General features: G+C 41.4%; 17 protein-coding genes. 13 read left to right on the top strand and 4 right to left on the bottom strand.

From position 1 onward, the window contains the following. The first annotated feature begins 213 nt into the window (after positions 1-213). Positions 214-1,005, top strand: a complete 792-nt coding sequence (locus HXT47_RS01110) for a hypothetical protein (RefSeq protein WP_032842348.1) — start codon at positions 214-216, stop codon at positions 1,003-1,005. A gap of 150 nt (positions 1,006-1,155) precedes the next feature. Here HXT47_RS01110 and HXT47_RS01105 read toward each other — a convergent pair whose 3' ends face one another. Then, entirely contained in the window at positions 1,156-1,650 is a 495-nt protein-coding gene (locus HXT47_RS01105) for an inorganic diphosphatase (RefSeq protein WP_004105658.1), read from the bottom strand. 303 nt (positions 1,651-1,953) lie between these two features. Between HXT47_RS01105 and HXT47_RS01100 the strand changes: the two genes are divergently transcribed. The 4 genes from HXT47_RS01100 to pgl all read left to right on the top strand — a co-directional run bounded on the left by HXT47_RS01100 (position 1,954) and on the right by pgl (position 7,881). Further along, on the top strand, positions 1,954-4,380 hold the full coding sequence (locus HXT47_RS01100) for an acyltransferase family protein (RefSeq protein WP_415697926.1): 2,427 nt from the start codon (positions 1,954-1,956) through the stop codon (positions 4,378-4,380). Positions 4,381-4,483: 103 nt separating this feature from the next. Then, entirely contained in the window at positions 4,484-6,064 is a 1,581-nt protein-coding gene (zwf, locus tag HXT47_RS01095) for a glucose-6-phosphate dehydrogenase (protein WP_421789130.1), read from the top strand. Continuing rightward, on the top strand, positions 6,061-7,002 hold the full coding sequence (locus tag HXT47_RS01090; protein ID WP_064340574.1) for a glucose-6-phosphate dehydrogenase assembly protein OpcA: 942 nt from the start codon (positions 6,061-6,063) through the stop codon (positions 7,000-7,002). Before zwf ends, HXT47_RS01090 begins: the two co-directional genes overlap by 4 nt. A gap of 54 nt (positions 7,003-7,056) precedes the next feature. After that, a complete protein-coding gene (gene pgl, locus HXT47_RS01085; protein ID WP_410297144.1) occupies positions 7,057-7,881 on the top strand; it encodes a 6-phosphogluconolactonase in 825 nt (274 codons plus the stop codon). Between the two features lie 100 nt (positions 7,882-7,981). Here the strand turns inward: pgl and gndA are convergent, their stop codons facing one another. After that, positions 7,982-9,436 (bottom strand): NADP-dependent phosphogluconate dehydrogenase, encoded by a 1,455-nt coding sequence (gndA, locus tag HXT47_RS01080; protein WP_421789127.1) that lies wholly within the window; start codon positions 9,434-9,436, stop codon positions 7,982-7,984. A 426-nt stretch (positions 9,437-9,862) separates the two neighbouring features. Between gndA and nrdH the strand changes: the two genes are divergently transcribed. The 5 genes from nrdH to HXT47_RS01055 all read left to right on the top strand — a co-directional run bounded on the left by nrdH (position 9,863) and on the right by HXT47_RS01055 (position 15,067). Next, the gene (gene nrdH, locus HXT47_RS01075; RefSeq protein WP_004574150.1) at positions 9,863-10,123 is read left to right on the top strand and encodes a glutaredoxin-like protein NrdH; all 261 of its coding nucleotides are present in this window, start codon (positions 9,863-9,865) and stop codon (positions 10,121-10,123) included. Between the two features lie 3 nt (positions 10,124-10,126). Continuing rightward, positions 10,127-10,627, top strand: a complete 501-nt coding sequence (nrdI, locus tag HXT47_RS01070) for a class Ib ribonucleoside-diphosphate reductase assembly flavoprotein NrdI (RefSeq protein ID WP_004105666.1) — start codon at positions 10,127-10,129, stop codon at positions 10,625-10,627. A gap of 75 nt (positions 10,628-10,702) precedes the next feature. Then, positions 10,703-12,928 (top strand): class 1b ribonucleoside-diphosphate reductase subunit alpha, encoded by a 2,226-nt coding sequence (nrdE, locus tag HXT47_RS01065; protein WP_100066576.1) that lies wholly within the window; start codon positions 10,703-10,705, stop codon positions 12,926-12,928. A 97-nt stretch (positions 12,929-13,025) separates the two neighbouring features. Continuing rightward, positions 13,026-14,120: a class 1b ribonucleoside-diphosphate reductase subunit beta gene (gene nrdF / locus HXT47_RS01060; protein WP_004105670.1), complete on the top strand. Its 1,095-nt coding sequence runs from the start codon at positions 13,026-13,028 to the stop codon at positions 14,118-14,120. Between the two features lie 353 nt (positions 14,121-14,473). Beyond that, on the top strand, positions 14,474-15,067 hold the full coding sequence (locus HXT47_RS01055; protein WP_004105672.1) for a hypothetical protein: 594 nt from the start codon (positions 14,474-14,476) through the stop codon (positions 15,065-15,067). 177 nt (positions 15,068-15,244) lie between these two features. On the opposite strand, the gene HXT47_RS01050 is transcribed toward HXT47_RS01055, so the two are convergent. Further along, positions 15,245-15,505, bottom strand: coding sequence for a hypothetical protein (locus tag HXT47_RS01050; RefSeq protein WP_004105674.1), 261 nt, complete (start codon positions 15,503-15,505; stop codon positions 15,245-15,247). A 190-nt stretch (positions 15,506-15,695) separates the two neighbouring features. Then, complete coding sequence (locus HXT47_RS01045; protein WP_004105675.1) at positions 15,696-15,908, bottom strand: hypothetical protein; 213 nt, start codon at positions 15,906-15,908, stop codon at positions 15,696-15,698. A 570-nt stretch (positions 15,909-16,478) separates the two neighbouring features. Between HXT47_RS01045 and HXT47_RS01040 the strand changes: the two genes are divergently transcribed. Genes HXT47_RS01040 through HXT47_RS01030 form a run of 3 tightly spaced genes read left to right on the top strand, consistent with a single transcriptional unit; the run spans position 16,479 to position 18,835 of the window. After that, complete coding sequence (locus tag HXT47_RS01040) at positions 16,479-16,940, top strand: hypothetical protein (RefSeq protein ID WP_004574152.1); 462 nt, start codon at positions 16,479-16,481, stop codon at positions 16,938-16,940. Between the two features lie 34 nt (positions 16,941-16,974). Beyond that, complete coding sequence (locus HXT47_RS01035; RefSeq protein WP_004105678.1) at positions 16,975-17,628, top strand: response regulator transcription factor; 654 nt, start codon at positions 16,975-16,977, stop codon at positions 17,626-17,628. A 34-nt stretch (positions 17,629-17,662) separates the two neighbouring features. Beyond that, entirely contained in the window at positions 17,663-18,835 is a 1,173-nt protein-coding gene (locus HXT47_RS01030) for an exodeoxyribonuclease V (protein ID WP_004574153.1), read from the top strand. Positions 18,836-19,029: the final 194 nt, after the last annotated feature.

Below are 19,029 nucleotides of genomic sequence, written 5' to 3'. Positions count from 1 at the left end.
GTAGCAAATTCAGCCTTTACAGGAATTGTAAACCATACTGCGAAAAATAGCGACAACTGCAACACTTGCATCTTCTAAAGATAAAAAATATCAACACAATAAAGCGCAGTGCAGGTTATAGGCTACATTAGTAAATAAACAAAGTAATTTGTTAATATTTTATGGACATATTACGCTTTATAAATATAAAACTTACAGCACTAGGGAGTGTGTATGAGCAATGAAACACGTATCTGCAATGATAAGATGCAGAAAAATGATAATTCTTGCGTAAATGTTCAAAAACATACCCGTATACCTAGCATGAACGCATTAGCGATGTTTGTAAGCCAAATTTTTGTTGTAGTACTTCTCGCAATTGCAGCAATATTGCCAATCGCAACAGCAAAAATAACACTTATATTATGCCTTATCATAATGCTTACATTTATAGCGTTGTGGCCACTGCACGGAAATGTAATTGACCGAGCTATTGCATTATGCGCAGGAATTGCTTCTACATGGTTTGCAACCGGAGTATTAAAGGGATGGCTACCAAAAAGCGTCATTATTGATAACGAAACTGTGTCGATGAGTAAGTTCATTGCTGCAATTCACCCTTACGAACGCTGGGCTGTATCTTTTGCTCTAATTCTTGTAGCAGCAACATTTGTAACATTCTTGAGGCAAATGCTGCGCGAGAATCGCACAAATTTAGTACGAAATCTTTCGCACACGCTTACTGCAAGTATTGCTTGTGCAGCACTTCCGGGTTGGCTATTTTTGCCGTCAATTATTAGCTTTATGCCATCGCTTCGCAATTTAGACGGTGGAATACTCGTTATAGTACTGTGCATATTTATGCTAATCGCGCTATCAGGACTTTCATATTTGTGGGTTCGCAACAATTATGAAGAATACGAAACTGGAATAGTTTCGCACGATATCGCCATTTCTATATTGCCAATAATGCTTTCAGGAATGCTCGTGTATATTGCAGGCCTTGGAATGCTAGTAGCTGCTTAAAATTATTTAAAAGCGTATGCAACGTTACATTTTAATTTACTTTTGAAAGCAGCACGCACTTACATAAAAACGTCGAAAACACGGTATGTGTCTTCGACGTTTTATTTATTAGCTTTTAATTTTTATTGTTTTGCTCATTAAAAGCGAAACTTATTTTTCGCTTTCTTCCAAGCGCTTGCGAGCTGCGACGATTTCCTTCTCAGCCTGCTCTACACCAGCCCAGAAGTCACCAGGAAGAACTTCCTTACCTGGCTCCAAAGCTTTGTACTGCTCGAAGAAGTGCTTGATTTCAGCTTTATGATACTCGTTCACGTCATCGATATCCTTGATGTCGTCAAAACGAACGTCTGCTGGAACACACAAAACCTTGTCGTCTCCGCCAGCTTCATCAACCATGTGATACAAGCCAACGGCGCGGCACTCAACAACGCATCCTGGGAACACAGAATTTGGAATCATAACAAGAGCGTCGAGTGGATCGCCATCTTCGCCCAAAGTGCCATCAATATAACCGTAATCATCTGGATAACCCATAGCTGTGAAAAGGGTGCGATCCAAGAATACGCGACCAGTTTCGTGATCCACTTCATACTTGTTCTTAGAACCGCGTGGAATCTCTACCACAACGTTAAAAGTTTCTGCCATATTGGCTCCTTTGATAACTTTAATAACAATTCATATAACTGTTCTATCTCACTTTAGCGCGCACCGACGAACGACAGCAATAGAGCATATAAAACAAAATTTTGTTAACAAATTTCGTTAAATGATAAACGTTTTGTATCACTTACAGAAGTAGCATAAAATCACATATTTCTAGCACATCCTAGGCATAGCAACAAGACACGCTTTAAGCTATAAAAGTGTCTTAATACACAGTTACTATTGCTACGTTTTACACACGATATGTTGCATACATACCAGTATGGTTACCGAAGCGTAGGCAAGATGACAAAAAAGAGATGCGTGAACACTTCCACTGCTTCACAAGCAGATCAATCCTTCAAAACAAAGAAGGTTCCTGCAGAAAAAAATGCTAGTAAAACGACCTCAACTAATCTTTCAGCAAACGCAAATAATACCGTAGAAAAAACTATTCATAGCGCAAAAGCTGAAAATAAACAATCATCTACTTTACCTACAAATACTGTTTCGAAGCGAAATAAAGCAATAGACGGTTTAAGAGCTTTAGCAATTATTGGTATTGTATGCTTTCATATGCGTCCAAGCCTTCTTATGGGAGGATTCCTTGGAGTAACACTATTTTTGGTATTGGCAGGATATTTTTGTACGAGATCAGTTCTGCGCTATTTAAACGCAGATGAAAACGCAAAAAATGCAAAAAATATCGAAGATAATAATAAAAATACTCAAGGAATCAAGCATTACTGGGAGTATTTACTAAAGCGCATAAAAAGAATTTGGCCGTCAACACTTGGAATTATCGCTATAACAGCACCAATTATGTGGCTTTTTTCGCCAAGTCTACTACCAAAGTTACAAGCGGATGCTCTTTCAGGCTCCGGATTCTTTAGCAATATAATGTATGTTGCCCGTAAACTTTCATATTTTGAACAGTCCGGACTACCTTCTCCTATCAAACATCTTTGGTATCTCGGACTTTTAATGCAGGCTTTTGTTATATGGCCTATTATCCTTGCTGCACTTATTAAATTCGTGCGTAGCAAGCTAATACGCATGTATATCACAGCAGGCTTAGCCATACTTTCTTCTATTCTTACTTTTACTTTTGCCTACTTATTTAACAATTACACAACTCCAGCTCGCGTCTACTATTCTCTAGATACGAGAGCATCAGAATTCTTAATGGGTGCAATGCTAGCAATGTACGGTGCTTGGTTTGTCAAACATTCATTCCACGCGTGGCTTATTCATGCATTACATTTGCTAATGGGCAAAAAGAACATATCGGTCAGCTTAGCTTCATCAGTTAAGTTAGACAGTAGTGTAGATAATTCAGCACTAACGAAAAAATCAGATAAATCCTGCGCAAATAAAGAAAAAGAGTTTATTGAAGATGGAATACCTGCTGACTTGCGTAAAGGATTACAAATTGATTTATCAGATAATGGCGTAACTCCAGATATACAAGAACTTCCAAATAACGCATTCAATAAGCCAAAAACTGTTTTTTATAATCCGCTTCGTGCATGGCAGCGATCTTGCGTTGGGTTATTGGCAACAATTGTGTTGTGCTACTGCTTCGTGTATGCAGAAGGCACATCTTCAGTATTTGTTTTTGGCGGATACACAATAACAGCAGCCGCTTGCACACTAATACTATGGTCTTGCACGCAAACTGATAATATTTGCTCGAGAATATTTGCATGGACTCCACTCGCCTATATCGGCAGACGCTCTTTTGCAATTTATTTAGTTCACTTCCCTGTTCTTGAATTATTCAACCCAGCAAATAGAACAACTGCTATTTCTACAGGAGAGCAAGTCTTGCAAGCACTAGTAATAGTTGCACTTGCAGAATGCTTGTATCAGTTATTTGAAAAGCCAATAAAAGATCAACAATTATTTAAGCTTATTCGCTCCGTCTCACTAACTTTGTGCTGCATAATTATTGTGTCGTTAATTATCTTGCCAGTAAATTGGCAGGATATAGCCAAGCATAGGTCAATGCAGCTTCGCCCAGAATTGACAGCACAAGTAGAGCAATCTTCATCGTCAAATAAAAAACCTACTGCTTTTGACAAAACTAATTCTAAGCAAGAAACAAAAGAAAAAGCAGTTCCAAAAGGTGTGCAAAAGAATGTAGTAAAACAGTCTCTTCCACCTACACCATCGAAGTATCGTATTCTCTTCCCTATTGCAGAAAAAGTTCCACGAAATCTTGTTACTACTCATACGCGGATCGACAAACGACGCAATACTTGTTCCGTAAACTTAACTATGGTTGGAGATTCTATTACTGAAGGCGCTAAACCATATTTGATGCAAGTTATGCCTAACGCTTATATAGATGGAAAAGTGAGTAGACAAATTTTCCACGGAGCTGATGAATACGAGAAAGATATTTCGGCAAAACACGCTGGAGATGTGGTGATTTTCGCTCTTGGAACCAACGGTCCTCCTCATGACGATAGCGTGCTTCAACACATGGTTGATGTCGCAAAAGGTAGACCTGTTTATTTCGTTACCACACGAGTTCCGCAACCTTGGCAGGATGCAACGAACGATAGCTTACGCAAGTTCGCAGCAACTCATCATAATGTTGGCATTATAGACTGGCATGGTTTGAGTAATGGTCACTCGGAATATTTAACTGACGATGGAGTTCACTTAACTCCAATTGGCGGTCCACAATACGCGAAGATGATTCGTTTAGCTGTATGCGGCGGCTGAAAATTAGAGTTATAACGCGCTAAAACTTTTTAATACTGTTATTAAGCATAATAAATTGCGTTTTGCGTGGTGAAAATAGCTACGAAATATTACGATAGTATCTATGACTGAGTTGAGGACACTACGTGATTTGCAAGACGCTGGGGAAAGCGTATCTACTTGGACGAATCCTTTGCGCGATCCACGTGATTTGCGTTTAGCTCGCATTGCGGGTCCGTGCAGCCTAGTAATTTTTGGCATTACTGGCGATTTAGCACGCAAAAAACTTATGCCAGCAGTATATGATTTAGCTAATCGCGGGCTTTTGCCTCCAGGATTTGGTTTAACTGGTTTTGCGAGACGCGATTGGACGGATGAACATTTCGTAAACTTTGTGCGCGAAAATATTGAGCAGCATTGCAGAACGCCATTTCGTGAGTCAACTTGGATTAATCTCGCTAAAGGCATACGTTTCGTACGCGGCACCTTTGACGATGCGTCCGCGTTTGAGCGTTTAAGCAAAACAGTGAACGAACTTGATCGAGACAGAGGTACTCGCGGAAATCACGCTTTTTACATGTCTATTCCGCCTTCCAGCTTCCCAGTTGTTGCCCAACAGCTTGCAGCATCAGGTCTTTCGCACTCTTCTGAGCATGCTTGGCGACGCGTAATTATTGAAAAGCCTTTTGGCCACGATTTAGCGAGCGCACGAGAATTGGATCGCGTCGTTTCTGAAGTTTTTGATCCTAATTCTGTGTTCCGAATTGACCATTATTTAGGCAAGGAAACTGTGCAAAATTTGCTGGCTTTCCGCTTTGCTAACGCAATGTATGAGCCGATTTGGAACGCAAATTACGTCGATCACGTGCAAATTACGATGGCTGAAGATATTGGCATTGGCGGAAGAGCCGGATACTACGACGGAATCGGTGCTGCACGTGACGTGATTCAGAACCATTTGCTTCAACTTATGGCGCTTACTGCTATGGAAGAGCCTGTAAGTTTCCGCGCTAGCGATTTGACTGCTGAAAAAACGAAAGTTCTATCCGCAATCCGACTACCTCAAGACTTGGCTGCCAATACTGCTCGAGGACAGTATGCAGCAGGATGGCAAGGCTCTTACAAAGCTGTTGGATACTTGGAAGAGCAAGGAATCGACCCTAAAAGCACTACTGAAACGTACGCTGCAGTGCGACTTGACGTTGATACTCGCCGTTGGGCTGGAGTTCCGTTCTACTTGCGAACCGGCAAACGTTTAGGCAAGCGTGTTACGGAAATTGCTGTTATTTTTAAGCGCGCTCCGCATTTGCCGTTTGAGTCTACTGCAGTTCGAGAGCTTGGTAGCAATGCTATTGTGATTCGAGTGCAGCCAGACGAGGGCGTTACTATGCGCTTTGGTGCGAAAGTCCCTGGCGGAACTGCTATGGAAGTTCGAGACGTTTCTATGGACTTTAGTTACGGACGCTCTTTTACTGAAAGTTCCCCTGAAGCTTACGAGCGCTTGATTCTTGACGTACTTCTTGGCGAACCACCGCTATTCCCAACTACGCAAGAAGTAGATTTAAGTTGGAAAATTCTTGACCCTATTGAGGAATTCTGGAGTTCGCTTAGCACACAACCGCAACCATATCGCGCTGGAACGTGGGGTCCAGCAGAAGCTGATACTATGCTTGCTCGAGATAATCGCCATTGGAGGCTGCCATGATTATCAACCTTCCTGATACTAATACAAGCAAAATTGCAGCAAAAATCGACGAATTGCACGAAGAGCGCGGCGAATCTGCTACTGGTCGAGTGCTCACTTTGCTTATTGATACAACTCTTAAAGAGTTAGAGCATGCACTTGATGCAGCAAACGCAGCTAGCCGCGAGCATCCTTGCCGAGTTATTGCAATGGTTCGAGATTGGTCTAGCGAGCACGCTGCTGAGCGCGGTGAGGTTGTGCCGAATCTCGATGCTCAAGTACGTTTTGGCGCAGATGCTGGAGCTGGCGAAATTATTATTTTGTATCCGCACAACGGTTTAGTTCGTCATCCGGATACGCTTGTCATTCCACTACTTGTGCCAGATGCACCGGTTGTTGCATGGTGGCCAACAAACGCTCCGGAAGATCCTGCTCACGATTTGCTTGGAGCTATGGCAAGTAGCAGAATTACTGACGCACAGCGAGCAGACGATACTCTTAAAACTGTGCAAAACTTGCGTAAAAACTGGTCTCCGCAAGATGCAGATTTGTCTTGGACGCGTTTAACTCCTTGGCGCGCGTTACTTGCTTCTATGCTCGATCAACCTCCACATTTGCCTATTCTTAGCGCAAAGGTTGTGGGTCCTACTCATTACGTGTCTTTGCATTTACTTGCAGCTTGGCTTAAGAGTAGCTTGCACGTGCCTGTAGAAATAGTTGAAAATCCTGAAGCTCAAGCTATTACTTCCGTAACTTTAGAACGCGAGGATGGCACATTGTCACTCACTCGCCCTGCTGGCGGAGATCAAGCTTTGATTAGCCTGCCTGGACAGGCTGCACAACCTATTGCGCTTCCTATTCGCACTCTGGATGATTGCTTAAGCGAAGAATTGAGACGCATTGATCCGGACGAAATTTACGCGCAGCTGGTGCGAGATAATCCTTCAGAAAATGCGTGAAACATTACGTGAAACAATTCGTGAAATATTTTTAATTGCATAAAAGGAACAACTATGACAAATAATGAAGTTACTTTTGCACATAACGCAAGTATTTACGGATACGATAATCGCGATGTGCTTGCAGCCGTTGCAGCCCAACGTCTAGTAACGCTTATTATGGAATCACAGAATGATGTGCAAAATCTCAATAAACCATTTCATTTATTACTTACTGGTGGCACAGATTCAATACGCATGTTCCAAATGCTTGCTAATAACCCGCTTTTACCAGCAATTAATTGGAATTTAGTGCATATTTGGTGGGCAGATGAGCGTTTCGTAGCTTATGATAGCGAGGATCGCAATGCGCGCAAGGCTCGCGAAATGTTTCTTAACTTACTTACTTCTAACAAAGCTTTGGCAGAATCTCATATTCACGAAATGCCTGCAGATGAGCGTAATGCTGAGAAAATTGCAGCAGCCAGCGACGCTGAAAATGACGCTATTTTAGATGCTGCAGCGCGCGACTATGAGGAAGAAATCGTGAGCATACTTGGCAAAGAGCCAGTGTTTGATCTAGCAATTCTTGGCATGGGGCCGGATGCGCATATGGCTTCACTTTTCCCAGGATTACCGCAGGTTAATAATCGCGATCGCATTGTTGTTGGAGTAAATCACTCCCCTAAGTTGCCGCCTATGCGCTTAACTCTTACTGTTCCTGTATTAGCTCACAGCCACCGAACTTGGTTCTTGACTGCAGGAGAAGAAAAAGGCGCTGCTTTAATGAATGTACTTTCTGGTGATAATAATCCAGAATATCCTGCGTCTTTTGCAAACGGAACTGACGAAATCTCTTGGCTAACCACCGCGGAAACTTTGCAAGCTGCTATTAAGTAACTTGTATAGCTTTCTAGCAACATGCATAATACTCAGAACAATAAATAACAGACCTCTGCATAATAATGCAAAGGTCTGTTATCTCTAAATATTATTTGTTTTAATCTTGCTTTACTTCTGGGCGATTAGGCTCTGCCCACAAAGTGTGGAATACGCCTGGCTCGTCAATGCGACCGTAAGTGTGAGCGCCGAAGAAATCACGCTGAGCCTGAATAAGCGAAGCTGGCAAACGCTTGGAACGCAATCCATCGTAGTATGCAAGCAAGCTAGAGAATGCTGGCACAGGAACCCCGTGCTCAACTGCACGCGCAATAACACGACGCCAAGCAGCCTGCGACTTTTCAATAGCATCCTTAAAGTACGGTGCAAAAAGCAAAGAAACGCTCGCTTCACCGGACTCAAAAGCCTCAGAAACGCGGTTCAAGAACTGAGCGCGAATAATGCATCCACCACGCCAAATGCGAGCAACCGCAGCCTGGTCAATCTTCCAATCATGCTCAATTGCAGCAGCAGCAATCTCATCGAAGCCCTGCGCATAAGAAACAATCTTAGAAGCGTACAAAGCTTGGCGAATATCCTCAATAAACGCCTTACGCTCAGCATCGCTCAAATCAAAATGCACATCCGGACCAGTCAAACCCTGGCTTTCAGCAGCTTCTCGCAAAGCAACCTGGCTGGAAAGTCCGCGAGCAAACACGGCTTCAGCAATACCCGTAACTGGTATGCCGAGCGAAAGCGCAGACTGTACAGTCCAAGTGCCAGTGCCCTTCATGCCAGCGTGATCCACCATCATCTCAACCAAAGGCTTACCAGTCTTAGCATCCTTCTGGCGAAGCACATCAGCCGTAATTTCAATCAAATAAGAATCAAGTTCGCCCTTATTCCACTCGCTAAACACGTCTGCAATTTCGTCGGACTTCATGCTCAAACCGCGAAGCATTAAATCGTAGCTTTCGGCAATAAGCTGCATATCCGAGTACTCGATGCCATTGTGAACCATCTTCACAAAATGACCAGCGCCGTCAGTACCAATATGCGTTACGCAAGGTTCACCTTCAGCAACAGCAGCAATAGACTTCAAAATAGGACCAAGAGTCTTCCAAGATTCCTCAGTGCCACCAGGCATCATCGAAGGACCACGCAAAGCACCTTCTTCGCCGCCAGAAACACCGCAACCAACGTAATGAAGACCACGCGCGCGAATGTCACGCTCTCTGCGAATCGTATCTTCAAAATAAGAGTTTCCTCCGTCGACGATAATATCTCCAGGCTCCATAGCATTTGCAAGTTCTTCAATCACAGCATCCGTAGGAGCACCAGCTTTTACCATAATTATTGCGGTGCGCGGACGCTTTAGAGAAGCCACAAATTCTTCAACAGTTTTTGAAGGCACAAAAGCACCTTCACTGCCATGCTCATTCATTAAAGTTTCAGTGCGAGAATAATGACGATTGTAAACAGCTACTGTATTTCCATGATGCGCAAGATTACGCGCTAAATTCGAACCCATGGCAGCCAAACCAACAACACCAATATTTGCCTGAGCTTGAGTCATAATGACACCTCTTATCTTGTACTTGTTTTGTTATTTGCACGCATGCTTTGCGCACCCAAGCAATCTGCATTATCTACAAAATACACAATTTTTTATTTTGCGTTACGCCCCTTCAAGAAACGCACTTAATAATTTTATAGGCGGATATGCACAAGGCTTAACAATATGTAAGTTAAGTAGTTTCAAATATAAATTTTGTGAGATAGATTACATTTTTCATCGTTAAAGCTAAACCCATATTCACTTCATAGAACACGACACGCTTACAAACACGCTATTTTTAGCTATTTTAAATAATAACTATATATAGTGTTCACACAGTCGACACACCACTATAAATAGTGCTTATTCAGAGTAAGCTAACTACTTGGCTTTTGTCGATACAACACGGAATTGCAAAATTCCCCATCACCAGAGGAGATTGAAATGACTATCACAGTGTTTACTAAACCTCATTGCCCACAGTGTGATGCAACTAAGCGACAGTTCACAAAACTTGGCGTGAACTTTGAAACAGTAGACTTGTCAAAAAGCCCTGAATCACTCGAACAGTTAAGAAATGCCGGATACCGTCAAGCTCCAGTAGTCATTGCTCCCGACGCATCCTGGAGTGGGTACCGTCCAGATCTAATTGCGCAAATTGCGGATAAACTCGGAACTTCCGCAGAGGCAGCAAAAGAAGCATAAGAAATGTGTGAGCAAGAAAATATAACACAACAAAGCGAGCCTGAATCGCGCGCACAAGGCGAATCAATCGGAGCTGTAGTCTACTTTTCCTCAGTTTCCGAAAACACGTTAAGATTTGTGCAAAATTGCGATTTTCCAAGCAATAACGTAAACGTGTACCGCATACCACTTCGCCCTAAAGAGCCGGAATTAAACGTGCGCGAACCGTACGTTTTGATTGTTCCAACTTACGGCGGTGGAAATATTGCGAAAGCAATACCAATACAAGTTCGCAAATTCTTAAATAATCGCGAAAATCGTTCGTTTATTCGCGGGGTAATTTCTTCCGGAAATACAAATTTTGGAGAAGCATATTGCGCTGCAGGCGGTCAAATTGCAGGAAAGTGCAAAATCCCAAATATGTACTCGTTTGAACTCACGGGAACTGCAGAAGATATAGAAAAAGTAGCGCATGGGATACCGAGATTTTTAAAACAACTCAAAGAAACAGAACAAACGAAATAAACGAAATAAGTAAAAGAAACAAAACAAACAGCGTTTGAAAAACAAAAATAACGCATGAAGAAAGGAACAAACCCCATGAATAGCACGGATCCGATGAGCGAATCTACTTCGCTTAATCTTGATCACACTGATTCTGCAAGCACAACTGCCAGCACAACAGCAGAGCGCATTCGCAACAGCCGCGACTACCACGTTCTTAACGCTATGCTCGGTCTTTTTGACCCAGAAAAAGGCATTCAGTTTGATAAAGATCAGGAAGCAGAAAAGCTTTACGTTTCGGATTACGTGCAAGAACACAGCATGAAGTTTGCTTCAACTCGCGAGCGCTTGAACTATTTGATTGACAACTATTACTACAACGGCAACGTGTTCAACAAATACAGCGATGAGTTTCTCGATAAATTCTACGAGCATGCAGAAGCCGCTCACCACACTTTTGGCACATTCTTAGGTGCTTTTAAGTTCTACACTTCTTACGCTTTAAAGACTTTCGACGGCAAACAGTATTTGGAAAACTTCGCTCAACGCGCAGCTGCAGTCGCTTTGGAACTCGCAGACGGCGACGAAAAAGCAGCGCTCAACTATTTGGACGAAATGCTTGCAGGTCGCTTCCAGCCAGCCACTCCAACGTTCTTGAATCTTGGTAAAGCTCAGCGCGGAGAGGCTGTGAGCTGCTTCCTCGTGCGTTTGGAAGATAATATGGAGTCTATTGCGCGCGGAATTAATTCTGCTTTGCAACTTTCTAAACGAGGCGGCGGCGTGGCTCTTTTGCTTACGAATTTGCGCGAGCTTGGCGCTCCTATTAAGCGCATCGAAAATCAGTCGAGTGGCGTTGTACCTGTTATGAAGCTTTTGGAAGATTCATTCTCTTACGCTAATCAGCTTGGCGCTCGTCAGGGCGCTGGTGCTGTGTATATTAGCGCTCACCACCCAGATATTATGCGTTTCCTCGACACTAAGCGCGAGAACGCGGACGAGAAGATTCGTATTAAGTCGCTTTCTTTGGGCGTTGTTATTCCAGATATTACTTTTGAACTTGCTAAGCGTAAGGAAAAGATGGCTTTGTTTAGCCCTTACGATGTTGAGCGTGAGTATGGTAAACCTTTTGCAGACATTTCTGTTACTGAGCATTACGATGAGATGGTTGCAAATCCTCGCATTCACAAGAAGTACATCGACGCTCGCGAATTCTTTATGACACTTGCGGAAATTCAGTTTGAGTCTGGCTACCCTTACATTTTGTTTGAGGATACTGTGAATCGCACAAATCCTATTAAGGGTCGCATTACTATGAGCAACTTGTGCTCCGAGATTTTGCAAACTCAGGAAGCAAGCACTTATAACGCTGACTTATCTTATAGTCACGTTGGCCGCGACATTTCTTGCAATCTCGGCTCTCTTAATATTGCTAAGGCAATGGATGGTGACTTGGGTGCAAGCGTTGATTTGGCGGTACGTGCGCTCACTTCTGTTTCGGAGCACACTTCGATTGATTCTGTACCTTCGATTCGTCGCGGAAACGCAGAAGGTCACGCTATTGGCTTGGGTCAAATGAATTTGCACGGTTTCCTTGCTCGCGAGCACATGCAGTACGGAAGCGAGGAAGCTCTTGACTTTACAGACATGTACTTTATGACTGTTGCTTACCACGCTTATAAGGCTTCTCACGCTTTGGCTGTAGAGCGCGGACACGCTTTTGCAAGCTTTAAAACGAGTGCCTACGCTAAGCCTGCAGGAAAAGGCAACTATTTCGATAAATACACTGATGGAAGTCGTTCTCTTGAGCCTCGCACTCAAGCGGTTCGCGATTTGTTTGCTCGTTTCAATGTTGCGATTCCAAGTGTTTCAGACTGGGAGCAACTGCGCGACGAGATTTTGCGCGACGGCATTTACAACGAGTATTTGCAGGCTGTTCCTCCAACTGGCTCAATCTCTTACATCAACCATTCCACGAGTTCAATCCACCCAATTGCTTCTCGCATTGAGATTCGTAAAGAGGGCAAAGTTGGTCGCGTCTACTACCCTGCAGCATACATGACGAACGACAATATGCAGTACTTTAAGGATGCTTACGAGATTGGCTGGAAGGCAATTATTGATACTTACGCTGAAGCAACTCAGCATGTGGATCAGGGATTGTCGCTTACTTTGTTCTTCCCAGACACTACGACTACTCGCGATTTGAATAAGGCTCAGATTTACGCATGGCGCAAGGGCATTAAGACTCTTTACTACATTCGTATTCGCCAGAAAGCTTTGGAAGGTACGGAAATTGAAGGTTGCGTAAGCTGCACACTATAAGTAGTAGTGATAAAAATTTTAGCTACGTAGATATTTCCAAATTAAATAAAAAAACTTAAAAATTTTGTAAAACGTAAACACAAGATCAGGAGTAATTATGACAGAACTCGATACAACTGCGCTCGATCCAACAGCATTGCGCAGTAGCCTCGATAAGCCTTTCGGCACAAATCGCGTAATCGCAGATGACGCTATGATGGCAGCTTCTATCACACCATCTCAGTACCGCTACCATCACGGATCGCGTGTACGCCCAGTTAATTGGAATAATATTGTTGACGACAAGGATTTGGACGTTTGGAATCGTCTTATTGCTAACTTCTGGCTTCCTGAAAAAGTGCCGCTGAGCAACGATATTCCTTCTTGGCGTTCCCTCACCGATCTTGAACGCAAGACCACTACTCGCGTTTTTACGGGCTTGACTTTGCTTGATACTAGCCAGGCAACTATTGGCGAGCTTTGCCAGATTGAGCACGCTCGCACTGAGCACGAGCAGGCTATTTACACGAATATTGCTTTTATGCAGTCGATTCACGCGCGCTCCTACTCCTCTATTTTCTCTACTCTTTGCTCTAGCGAGGAAATTGACGAAGCTTACCGTTGGGCTGTTGGCAACGATGTTTTGCAGCAGCGCGTCACCACTGTGCTTTGCGAGTACGAGAGCGAAGATCCGCTTAAGCGCAAGATTGCTGCAACTATGCTTTCTTCACTTCTTCTTTACGCGGGATTCTACCTTCCGCTTTATTTTGCTTCTCGCGGAAAGATGATGAACACTGCCGATATGATTCGTTTGATTTTGCGCGATAAGGCGATTCACGGCTATTATTCTGGTTACAAGTTCCAGCGCGGTTTGGAGCTTAGAAGCGAGAACGATAAGAAGAATCTTGAAAAGTTCACTATGAACTTGCTCGATACTTTGTACGATTTGGAAGTTGAGTATTCTGGTCAGATTTACGAAGGATTTGACTTCCACGATGACGTTTTTGACTTCGTTCGTTATAACGCTAACAAGGCTTTGATGAATCTTGGCTATCCTGCTAAGTACAGCGAAGAAGAAACTCACGTAAGCCCAGAAATTCTCGCAGCTCTATCTCCTGCTGCCGACGAAAATCACGACTTCTTCTCCGGCTCTGGCTCCAGCTACATCATGGGAAAGTCTGTTGAAACCGACGACGACGATTGGGACTTCTAGTCGCATAATTGATTGTTTATTTGATTAACTGACTGTTCGATTGGTTAACTAATTAATTTAATTAGTTAACCAATTTAATTTATCTAAGTCAATTATTGAACCAAAATATCGTATACATAAAAACTGAAAAATTAGAAAGTAACATGAGCCCCCTCAGCCTTTATGGTACACTATGGAAAAGAAACTGGTTTTGTTAATCCCTTTATGCAAAAATCAGCAGTGACTATCAATTCATCCTCCGTTTAAACTAAGCGTTTTGGGCTGAACTGAGCAGGCGCTCAAGTTTGGAATCCAAATTGATAAGGATGCCTAGCAGTTGTTAGTCACATCTATACGAAGAAAGAAGGTCAGTTATGGGGAAAATGACTTATAAAAAAGTACTTTGTGTTGTAGTGCTATTCAGTTCGCTGGTGGGGCTAGCGGCCTGCGGTAGCTCCAAAGCAAACAATTCAGCGTCTACGAAAATAACCCATCAGTCAACTAAAAAACATTCAAAATCAATCAAAAAACCTTCAGAAAAGAACGTTCCTGAGGCTTTTGTGAAAGGCGAAAAAGGAACTTTTGAAGCACTAGGTGAAACTAAACCCGTTATTTGGGACGCTTATCCTGATAAGTTGGCCTACGTGAAAGATGCTTTTTATCATTGGACACTTCAAGACGACTGGTTCCAAGTCATTACTGGTCACTACATGGTCGTCGACCGTTTAAATACTTCAGGAATGTTATTAAAGAAACTTCAAAAGGGCACACCAGTTAAATTAAACGGCAAAGACTATAAAGTGGCAGATTATAAAGACTTTGAAGGAGGAGGCAGCGCGGATAAATTGTTAAGCCAGTTCAAAGGATATGTTGAGCAATTCCCTAAATCTGCTTACTTTATTCAAACCTGTCTTGATGCCAGAACTTATGGCGGACAACGTTTAGTAGTTCTTGACGTAGCAAAATAGTAAATGGTTTAGCCACAAAATTTAGGCTATTTGCCAAATTTTGTTGTTTTGAAAATATTGCCTGTTAATCAATATCGTTGATGAACAGGCAATATTTTTTAACTGATTACGCGACTGTATCGTATAACTTTAATTGCACATTCGCTATGTTATACGCGTTATCGTGGTTAATTTACGCTATCTGTCCTCTTCAAGACCAGCAGTGAATTTTTCTGCTAAGATGTGAAAGCCTTCTAAATATTCTCCATAACCATCGGCAATAATCGCATCGTCATGAACTACAAACTTATTATTTTCTAACACTACATACTTGGTAAAGAATTGCTCAAGCTCTGCAGCCAATTTATCAAAATCTTCTTCAGAAAGCTCATCGTCATCGTCACTAGTATTTGCTGCAGCAGATGGATTCCAATTTTTTACTCCAAAATCTTGACTCATGATATTCCTTCTTCTTAATGTAATCTATGAATATTGCATATTAGCATCCTAGACAGCAACCAAAAAGTTACTGATAAATAAAAAACAACTAAATAGGATTAAAATCTACCGTAATATAACTTAGAAAATATGAAATAGAAGATTAGCGAAGTGCTGTGTGCATTTCGCTAATCTTTATGAAATAAATTGTTCAATAACGATCATCAGGTATGAAGGCACGTGCAAAAGCAACAATAAGTGTAAAAACAAATGTTTCAATCCACCTATTTGGAGATGAAATGTAAGCAATTGTATTGCCACTAAATATTGCAAAAATTCCAAGCAAGCCAATAAATGTCAACGGCATATAAGTAGCTTCTCGTTTGATAAGTCGCTTAAAATAAGCCAAAATTTGCTTTTTCATAATGATTCACCTACCCCACTGGTCACGACATTGCCATGCGCAATACCCAATTGAAATGCAATACCAACAGAACCACCGAGTTTCTTTAACACTGTCTTTGCTAAGCGCTTCACCGCATAATTCCTTTCCTTAAAACGTTATTTTGCTGTACAAATAAATTGTGCAATGGCTCTCAGTGTAATAAAAAAATACTGTCATGTAATCAGCTGTAACTATATTTAGTGACACAGTAAAATTGGCAATACTTGTGATTGTTATTTTTGGGCTCAGTAGAAATTTTTATGCTGCAAAAATCAACCCAAACACATCCGTTATCGTGTCAGTTTTTGTTAGATTTGCAATTTTTGCCACGATAACTCCATAAATATGTCTTTATTTAAGAATGGTTCCAAAACGGAAATGTTCTTAAATGTTGATTGTTGAGAACATACAAACTGCTAATCGTAAAAGTTTTAAAAAGTTTTCTAAAAACGCTATCGTTAAAAATAAGTACGCCTATTTGTGTAGATAAAATTTGAACGTTAGTATGTTGGTAATTTACAAAACAAGAATCACAAGGAGGTGCTTATTATGACCAATCCTTTGCGCGGTATACGAGAAGAAGATATCGTCAAGTACTTTAAAGATCACAATCTTTCAGTTGATAAGACGTATGTATTTACCATGAAATACGACCCTTGGTGGAAAGATTTACTCAAACTATTTTTGTTACCTAAATTATTCTATGTAGCGCAAAGTGTTGATGCGCGTATTGTTGCTGCCACTAATAATGAGTTTATTGTTGTTAATCCGAATACCATTTTAGGCTCGGGTAATCTAGCTAAATTAGACGATAAGCATCTTCATCGCATTCCGTGGAATCAACTCACTAATTTTGAAGTTATAAATAAGCCAACAACTCAAATAATTCGCTTTACTGCGAATGGTAAAACCGAAGAATGGAGTGTGCCAACGGAAAGTGCTAGCGTATGGCACTTTAATGTGTACAATCTTGATAATTTGAGAAAAACAATACAATCGCACATCTCTTGATAAGCGGATTCCAAAACAAGATACCATATATTGTATGAACACTACTTACGCAATTGTTGATAATGACACGCTTGTATTGCGATATATGCAACTTCTTCTGAGAAGTCGTTTGCCTGAAAACTTTGTTTGTGCATGGATGTGTTCTTCTGCAAAACAAGCTATTCATCGTTGCGTTACAGAAAATACTCCTGACATACTTTTAGTAGATATGTCAATGAGAGAAATGAGTGGTGTTGATGTAATTAAGGCAATTCGCGAGCGCAATAGCAATATTGTTTTGATTGGCATTACTTCCTACATGCTGGATGAATACGTATTGCAAGTTGCTAAGTCGGGTGGTCAAGCGCTAGTACATAAAGACAATTTAGCAGACATAGTTGCAGCTATTCAATCGCGCACAACAAGCTACGGTTGCCCAGAATTGCCACAATATATTGACTATTTTCACACTCCGCAAGAATCATTCAATATGATTTCTCAACTTCCGAAGACCTCAGTTTTGTCTCCTCAAGAATCGGAAATTATGCGCTTGTGCAAACAGGGATCTTCTACGAAAGAGATTGCAGATCAGCTTAATGTGAAAGTTTCAACAGTCAACACGCACTTACGGCGTATTTATGGAAAACTTCAAGTTAAAAGTCGTATGCAAGCACTCGCTGCGCTCGCAAAATATTCGCATGACATATAACGTGTAAGAAATTAACATGTAAAAGTAGGTAGTTATGAAATTATTAACGCGTATGATCAATTTTTTGCCGCATGATGCCTGGCAGAAAATTGGAATTGGCGCAATCATAAGTTGTACTTTGATTCTTGAAATTTGTTCCTATAATAATCTTCATTACTACTCTAATTGGCATGCAATTACGGTTGAAATAGTATGGATTGTAATCTGCTTATGTATTGCAATATGGCCTCGTAAAGCATCTTTTATTGTGCTTATTTGGATGCCGTTGGTAATTATTGCGCCAAATATCAACTACTCATCTATGATGCTTACCATATTGATTTGTTTAGCAATTGCTGTAATTACTCAACCTTGGTACACTGTGCTTTCTTCTTGCGGAGTTTCTTCATGGTTCTTTATTATCTGCGATTTTCAAAACGCTTATGTGTTAGCGTGGTGGCTTCTTATCACTCTTATTTCTAGCGCAATCGTAAAATACTATATTTCCACTATTCACCAACAGCAGGAACAGTTATTTGCACAGCGTTACAACATTTTTCAAAAATATGCCACTATTGCAGCAATTCGCATGCACGATGAAGTAACTAATGAGCTTTCCAGCATTATGATGATAGCTCAACAATCTATTGAACCTCAAACAACTCATGACCAAGAGCATGAAAATTCGCGAGAGATTCTTCAACGTGCTACTACAACTGTTCATAGAGCACGTAATATTATTTCTCTTCTTGACAATGCTACAACTGCAAGCACTGGCGATGTTATGCAATCGACTACATTTTATAAAGATTTTTGCACAGGCTTACGTGTTTTATTTGACTGTGAACAAAAGTCATTTGAAAAGCTTGACTATATTGGTTCCATTGACTTGAGTAGTGATTTAGCTACTGAAAATTCGAGATCAGCACATTTACCTTTTGAAGAATGTGCTCAAATTGAATATATTTGCAGAGAACTGCTTGCGAACGTAAAAAAGCATGCTGCAAAACCTAAAGAATACGCCATGAATGTAATGCTTAATGACCATGAATGTCATATTACGTGTATAAATAGTGCGCAACGAGGCGTTCTTGCTAACTTGCAATTAGGATATGGACTGCGTTTTCATAAGATGCTTGCGGAACGAGTTGGCGGAACTTTTAAAGTTATTGAAGATGGCGATTCGTGGATTATTAATGTACATGTTCCACTTCATGTAGAGAAATAGTCATTGTGCTTTCTTGCGCTTTAATCGAGTATTTGGACACGTTTTAATCGAGTATTTGGACGAAGCTTTGCACAGAAGATGCAAGTAAGCGGTTAATTTGCAATGCAGAATGCTGTTTCGTTGCTATGTCATACACGTTATCGTGGCAGTTTTTGTAAGATTTGCAATTTTTGCCACGATAACTTGCTTAAAAA

Origin of the sequence: Gardnerella sp. DNF01205, assembly GCF_049244135.1 — a bacterium.
Taxonomy (GTDB): domain Bacteria; phylum Actinomycetota; class Actinomycetes; order Actinomycetales; family Bifidobacteriaceae; genus Bifidobacterium; species Bifidobacterium leopoldii.
The sequence above is the reverse complement of the archived record's forward strand: the minus strand, read 5'-3'. Positions and strand labels throughout refer to the sequence as shown.

Excerpts from the sequence above, each read along its gene's own strand:
- HXT47_RS01110 (WP_032842348.1), top strand. The coding sequence starts at position 214 with ATGAGCAATGAAACACGTATCTGCAATGATAAGATGCAGAAAAATGAT.
- HXT47_RS01105 (WP_004105658.1), bottom strand. The coding sequence starts at position 1,650 with ATGGCAGAAACTTTTAACGTTGTGGTAGAGATTCCACGCGGTTCTAAG.
- HXT47_RS01100 (WP_415697926.1), top strand. The coding sequence starts at position 1,954 with ATGACAAAAAAGAGATGCGTGAACACTTCCACTGCTTCACAAGCAGAT.
- zwf (WP_421789130.1), top strand. The coding sequence starts at position 4,484 with ATGACTGAGTTGAGGACACTACGTGATTTGCAAGACGCTGGGGAAAGC.
- HXT47_RS01090 (WP_064340574.1), top strand. The coding sequence starts at position 6,061 with ATGATTATCAACCTTCCTGATACTAATACAAGCAAAATTGCAGCAAAA.
- pgl (WP_410297144.1), top strand. The coding sequence starts at position 7,057 with ATGACAAATAATGAAGTTACTTTTGCACATAACGCAAGTATTTACGGA.
- gndA (WP_421789127.1), bottom strand. The coding sequence starts at position 9,436 with ATGACTCAAGCTCAGGCAAATATTGGTGTTGTTGGTTTGGCTGCCATG.
- nrdH (WP_004574150.1), top strand. The coding sequence starts at position 9,863 with ATGACTATCACAGTGTTTACTAAACCTCATTGCCCACAGTGTGATGCA.
- nrdI (WP_004105666.1), top strand. The coding sequence starts at position 10,127 with ATGTGTGAGCAAGAAAATATAACACAACAAAGCGAGCCTGAATCGCGC.
- nrdE (WP_100066576.1), top strand. The coding sequence starts at position 10,703 with ATGAATAGCACGGATCCGATGAGCGAATCTACTTCGCTTAATCTTGAT.
- nrdF (WP_004105670.1), top strand. The coding sequence starts at position 13,026 with ATGACAGAACTCGATACAACTGCGCTCGATCCAACAGCATTGCGCAGT.
- HXT47_RS01055 (WP_004105672.1), top strand. The coding sequence starts at position 14,474 with ATGGGGAAAATGACTTATAAAAAAGTACTTTGTGTTGTAGTGCTATTC.
- HXT47_RS01050 (WP_004105674.1), bottom strand. The coding sequence starts at position 15,505 with ATGAGTCAAGATTTTGGAGTAAAAAATTGGAATCCATCTGCTGCAGCA.
- HXT47_RS01045 (WP_004105675.1), bottom strand. The coding sequence starts at position 15,908 with ATGAAAAAGCAAATTTTGGCTTATTTTAAGCGACTTATCAAACGAGAA.
- HXT47_RS01040 (WP_004574152.1), top strand. The coding sequence starts at position 16,479 with ATGACCAATCCTTTGCGCGGTATACGAGAAGAAGATATCGTCAAGTAC.
- HXT47_RS01035 (WP_004105678.1), top strand. The coding sequence starts at position 16,975 with ATGAACACTACTTACGCAATTGTTGATAATGACACGCTTGTATTGCGA.
- HXT47_RS01030 (WP_004574153.1), top strand. The coding sequence starts at position 17,663 with ATGAAATTATTAACGCGTATGATCAATTTTTTGCCGCATGATGCCTGG.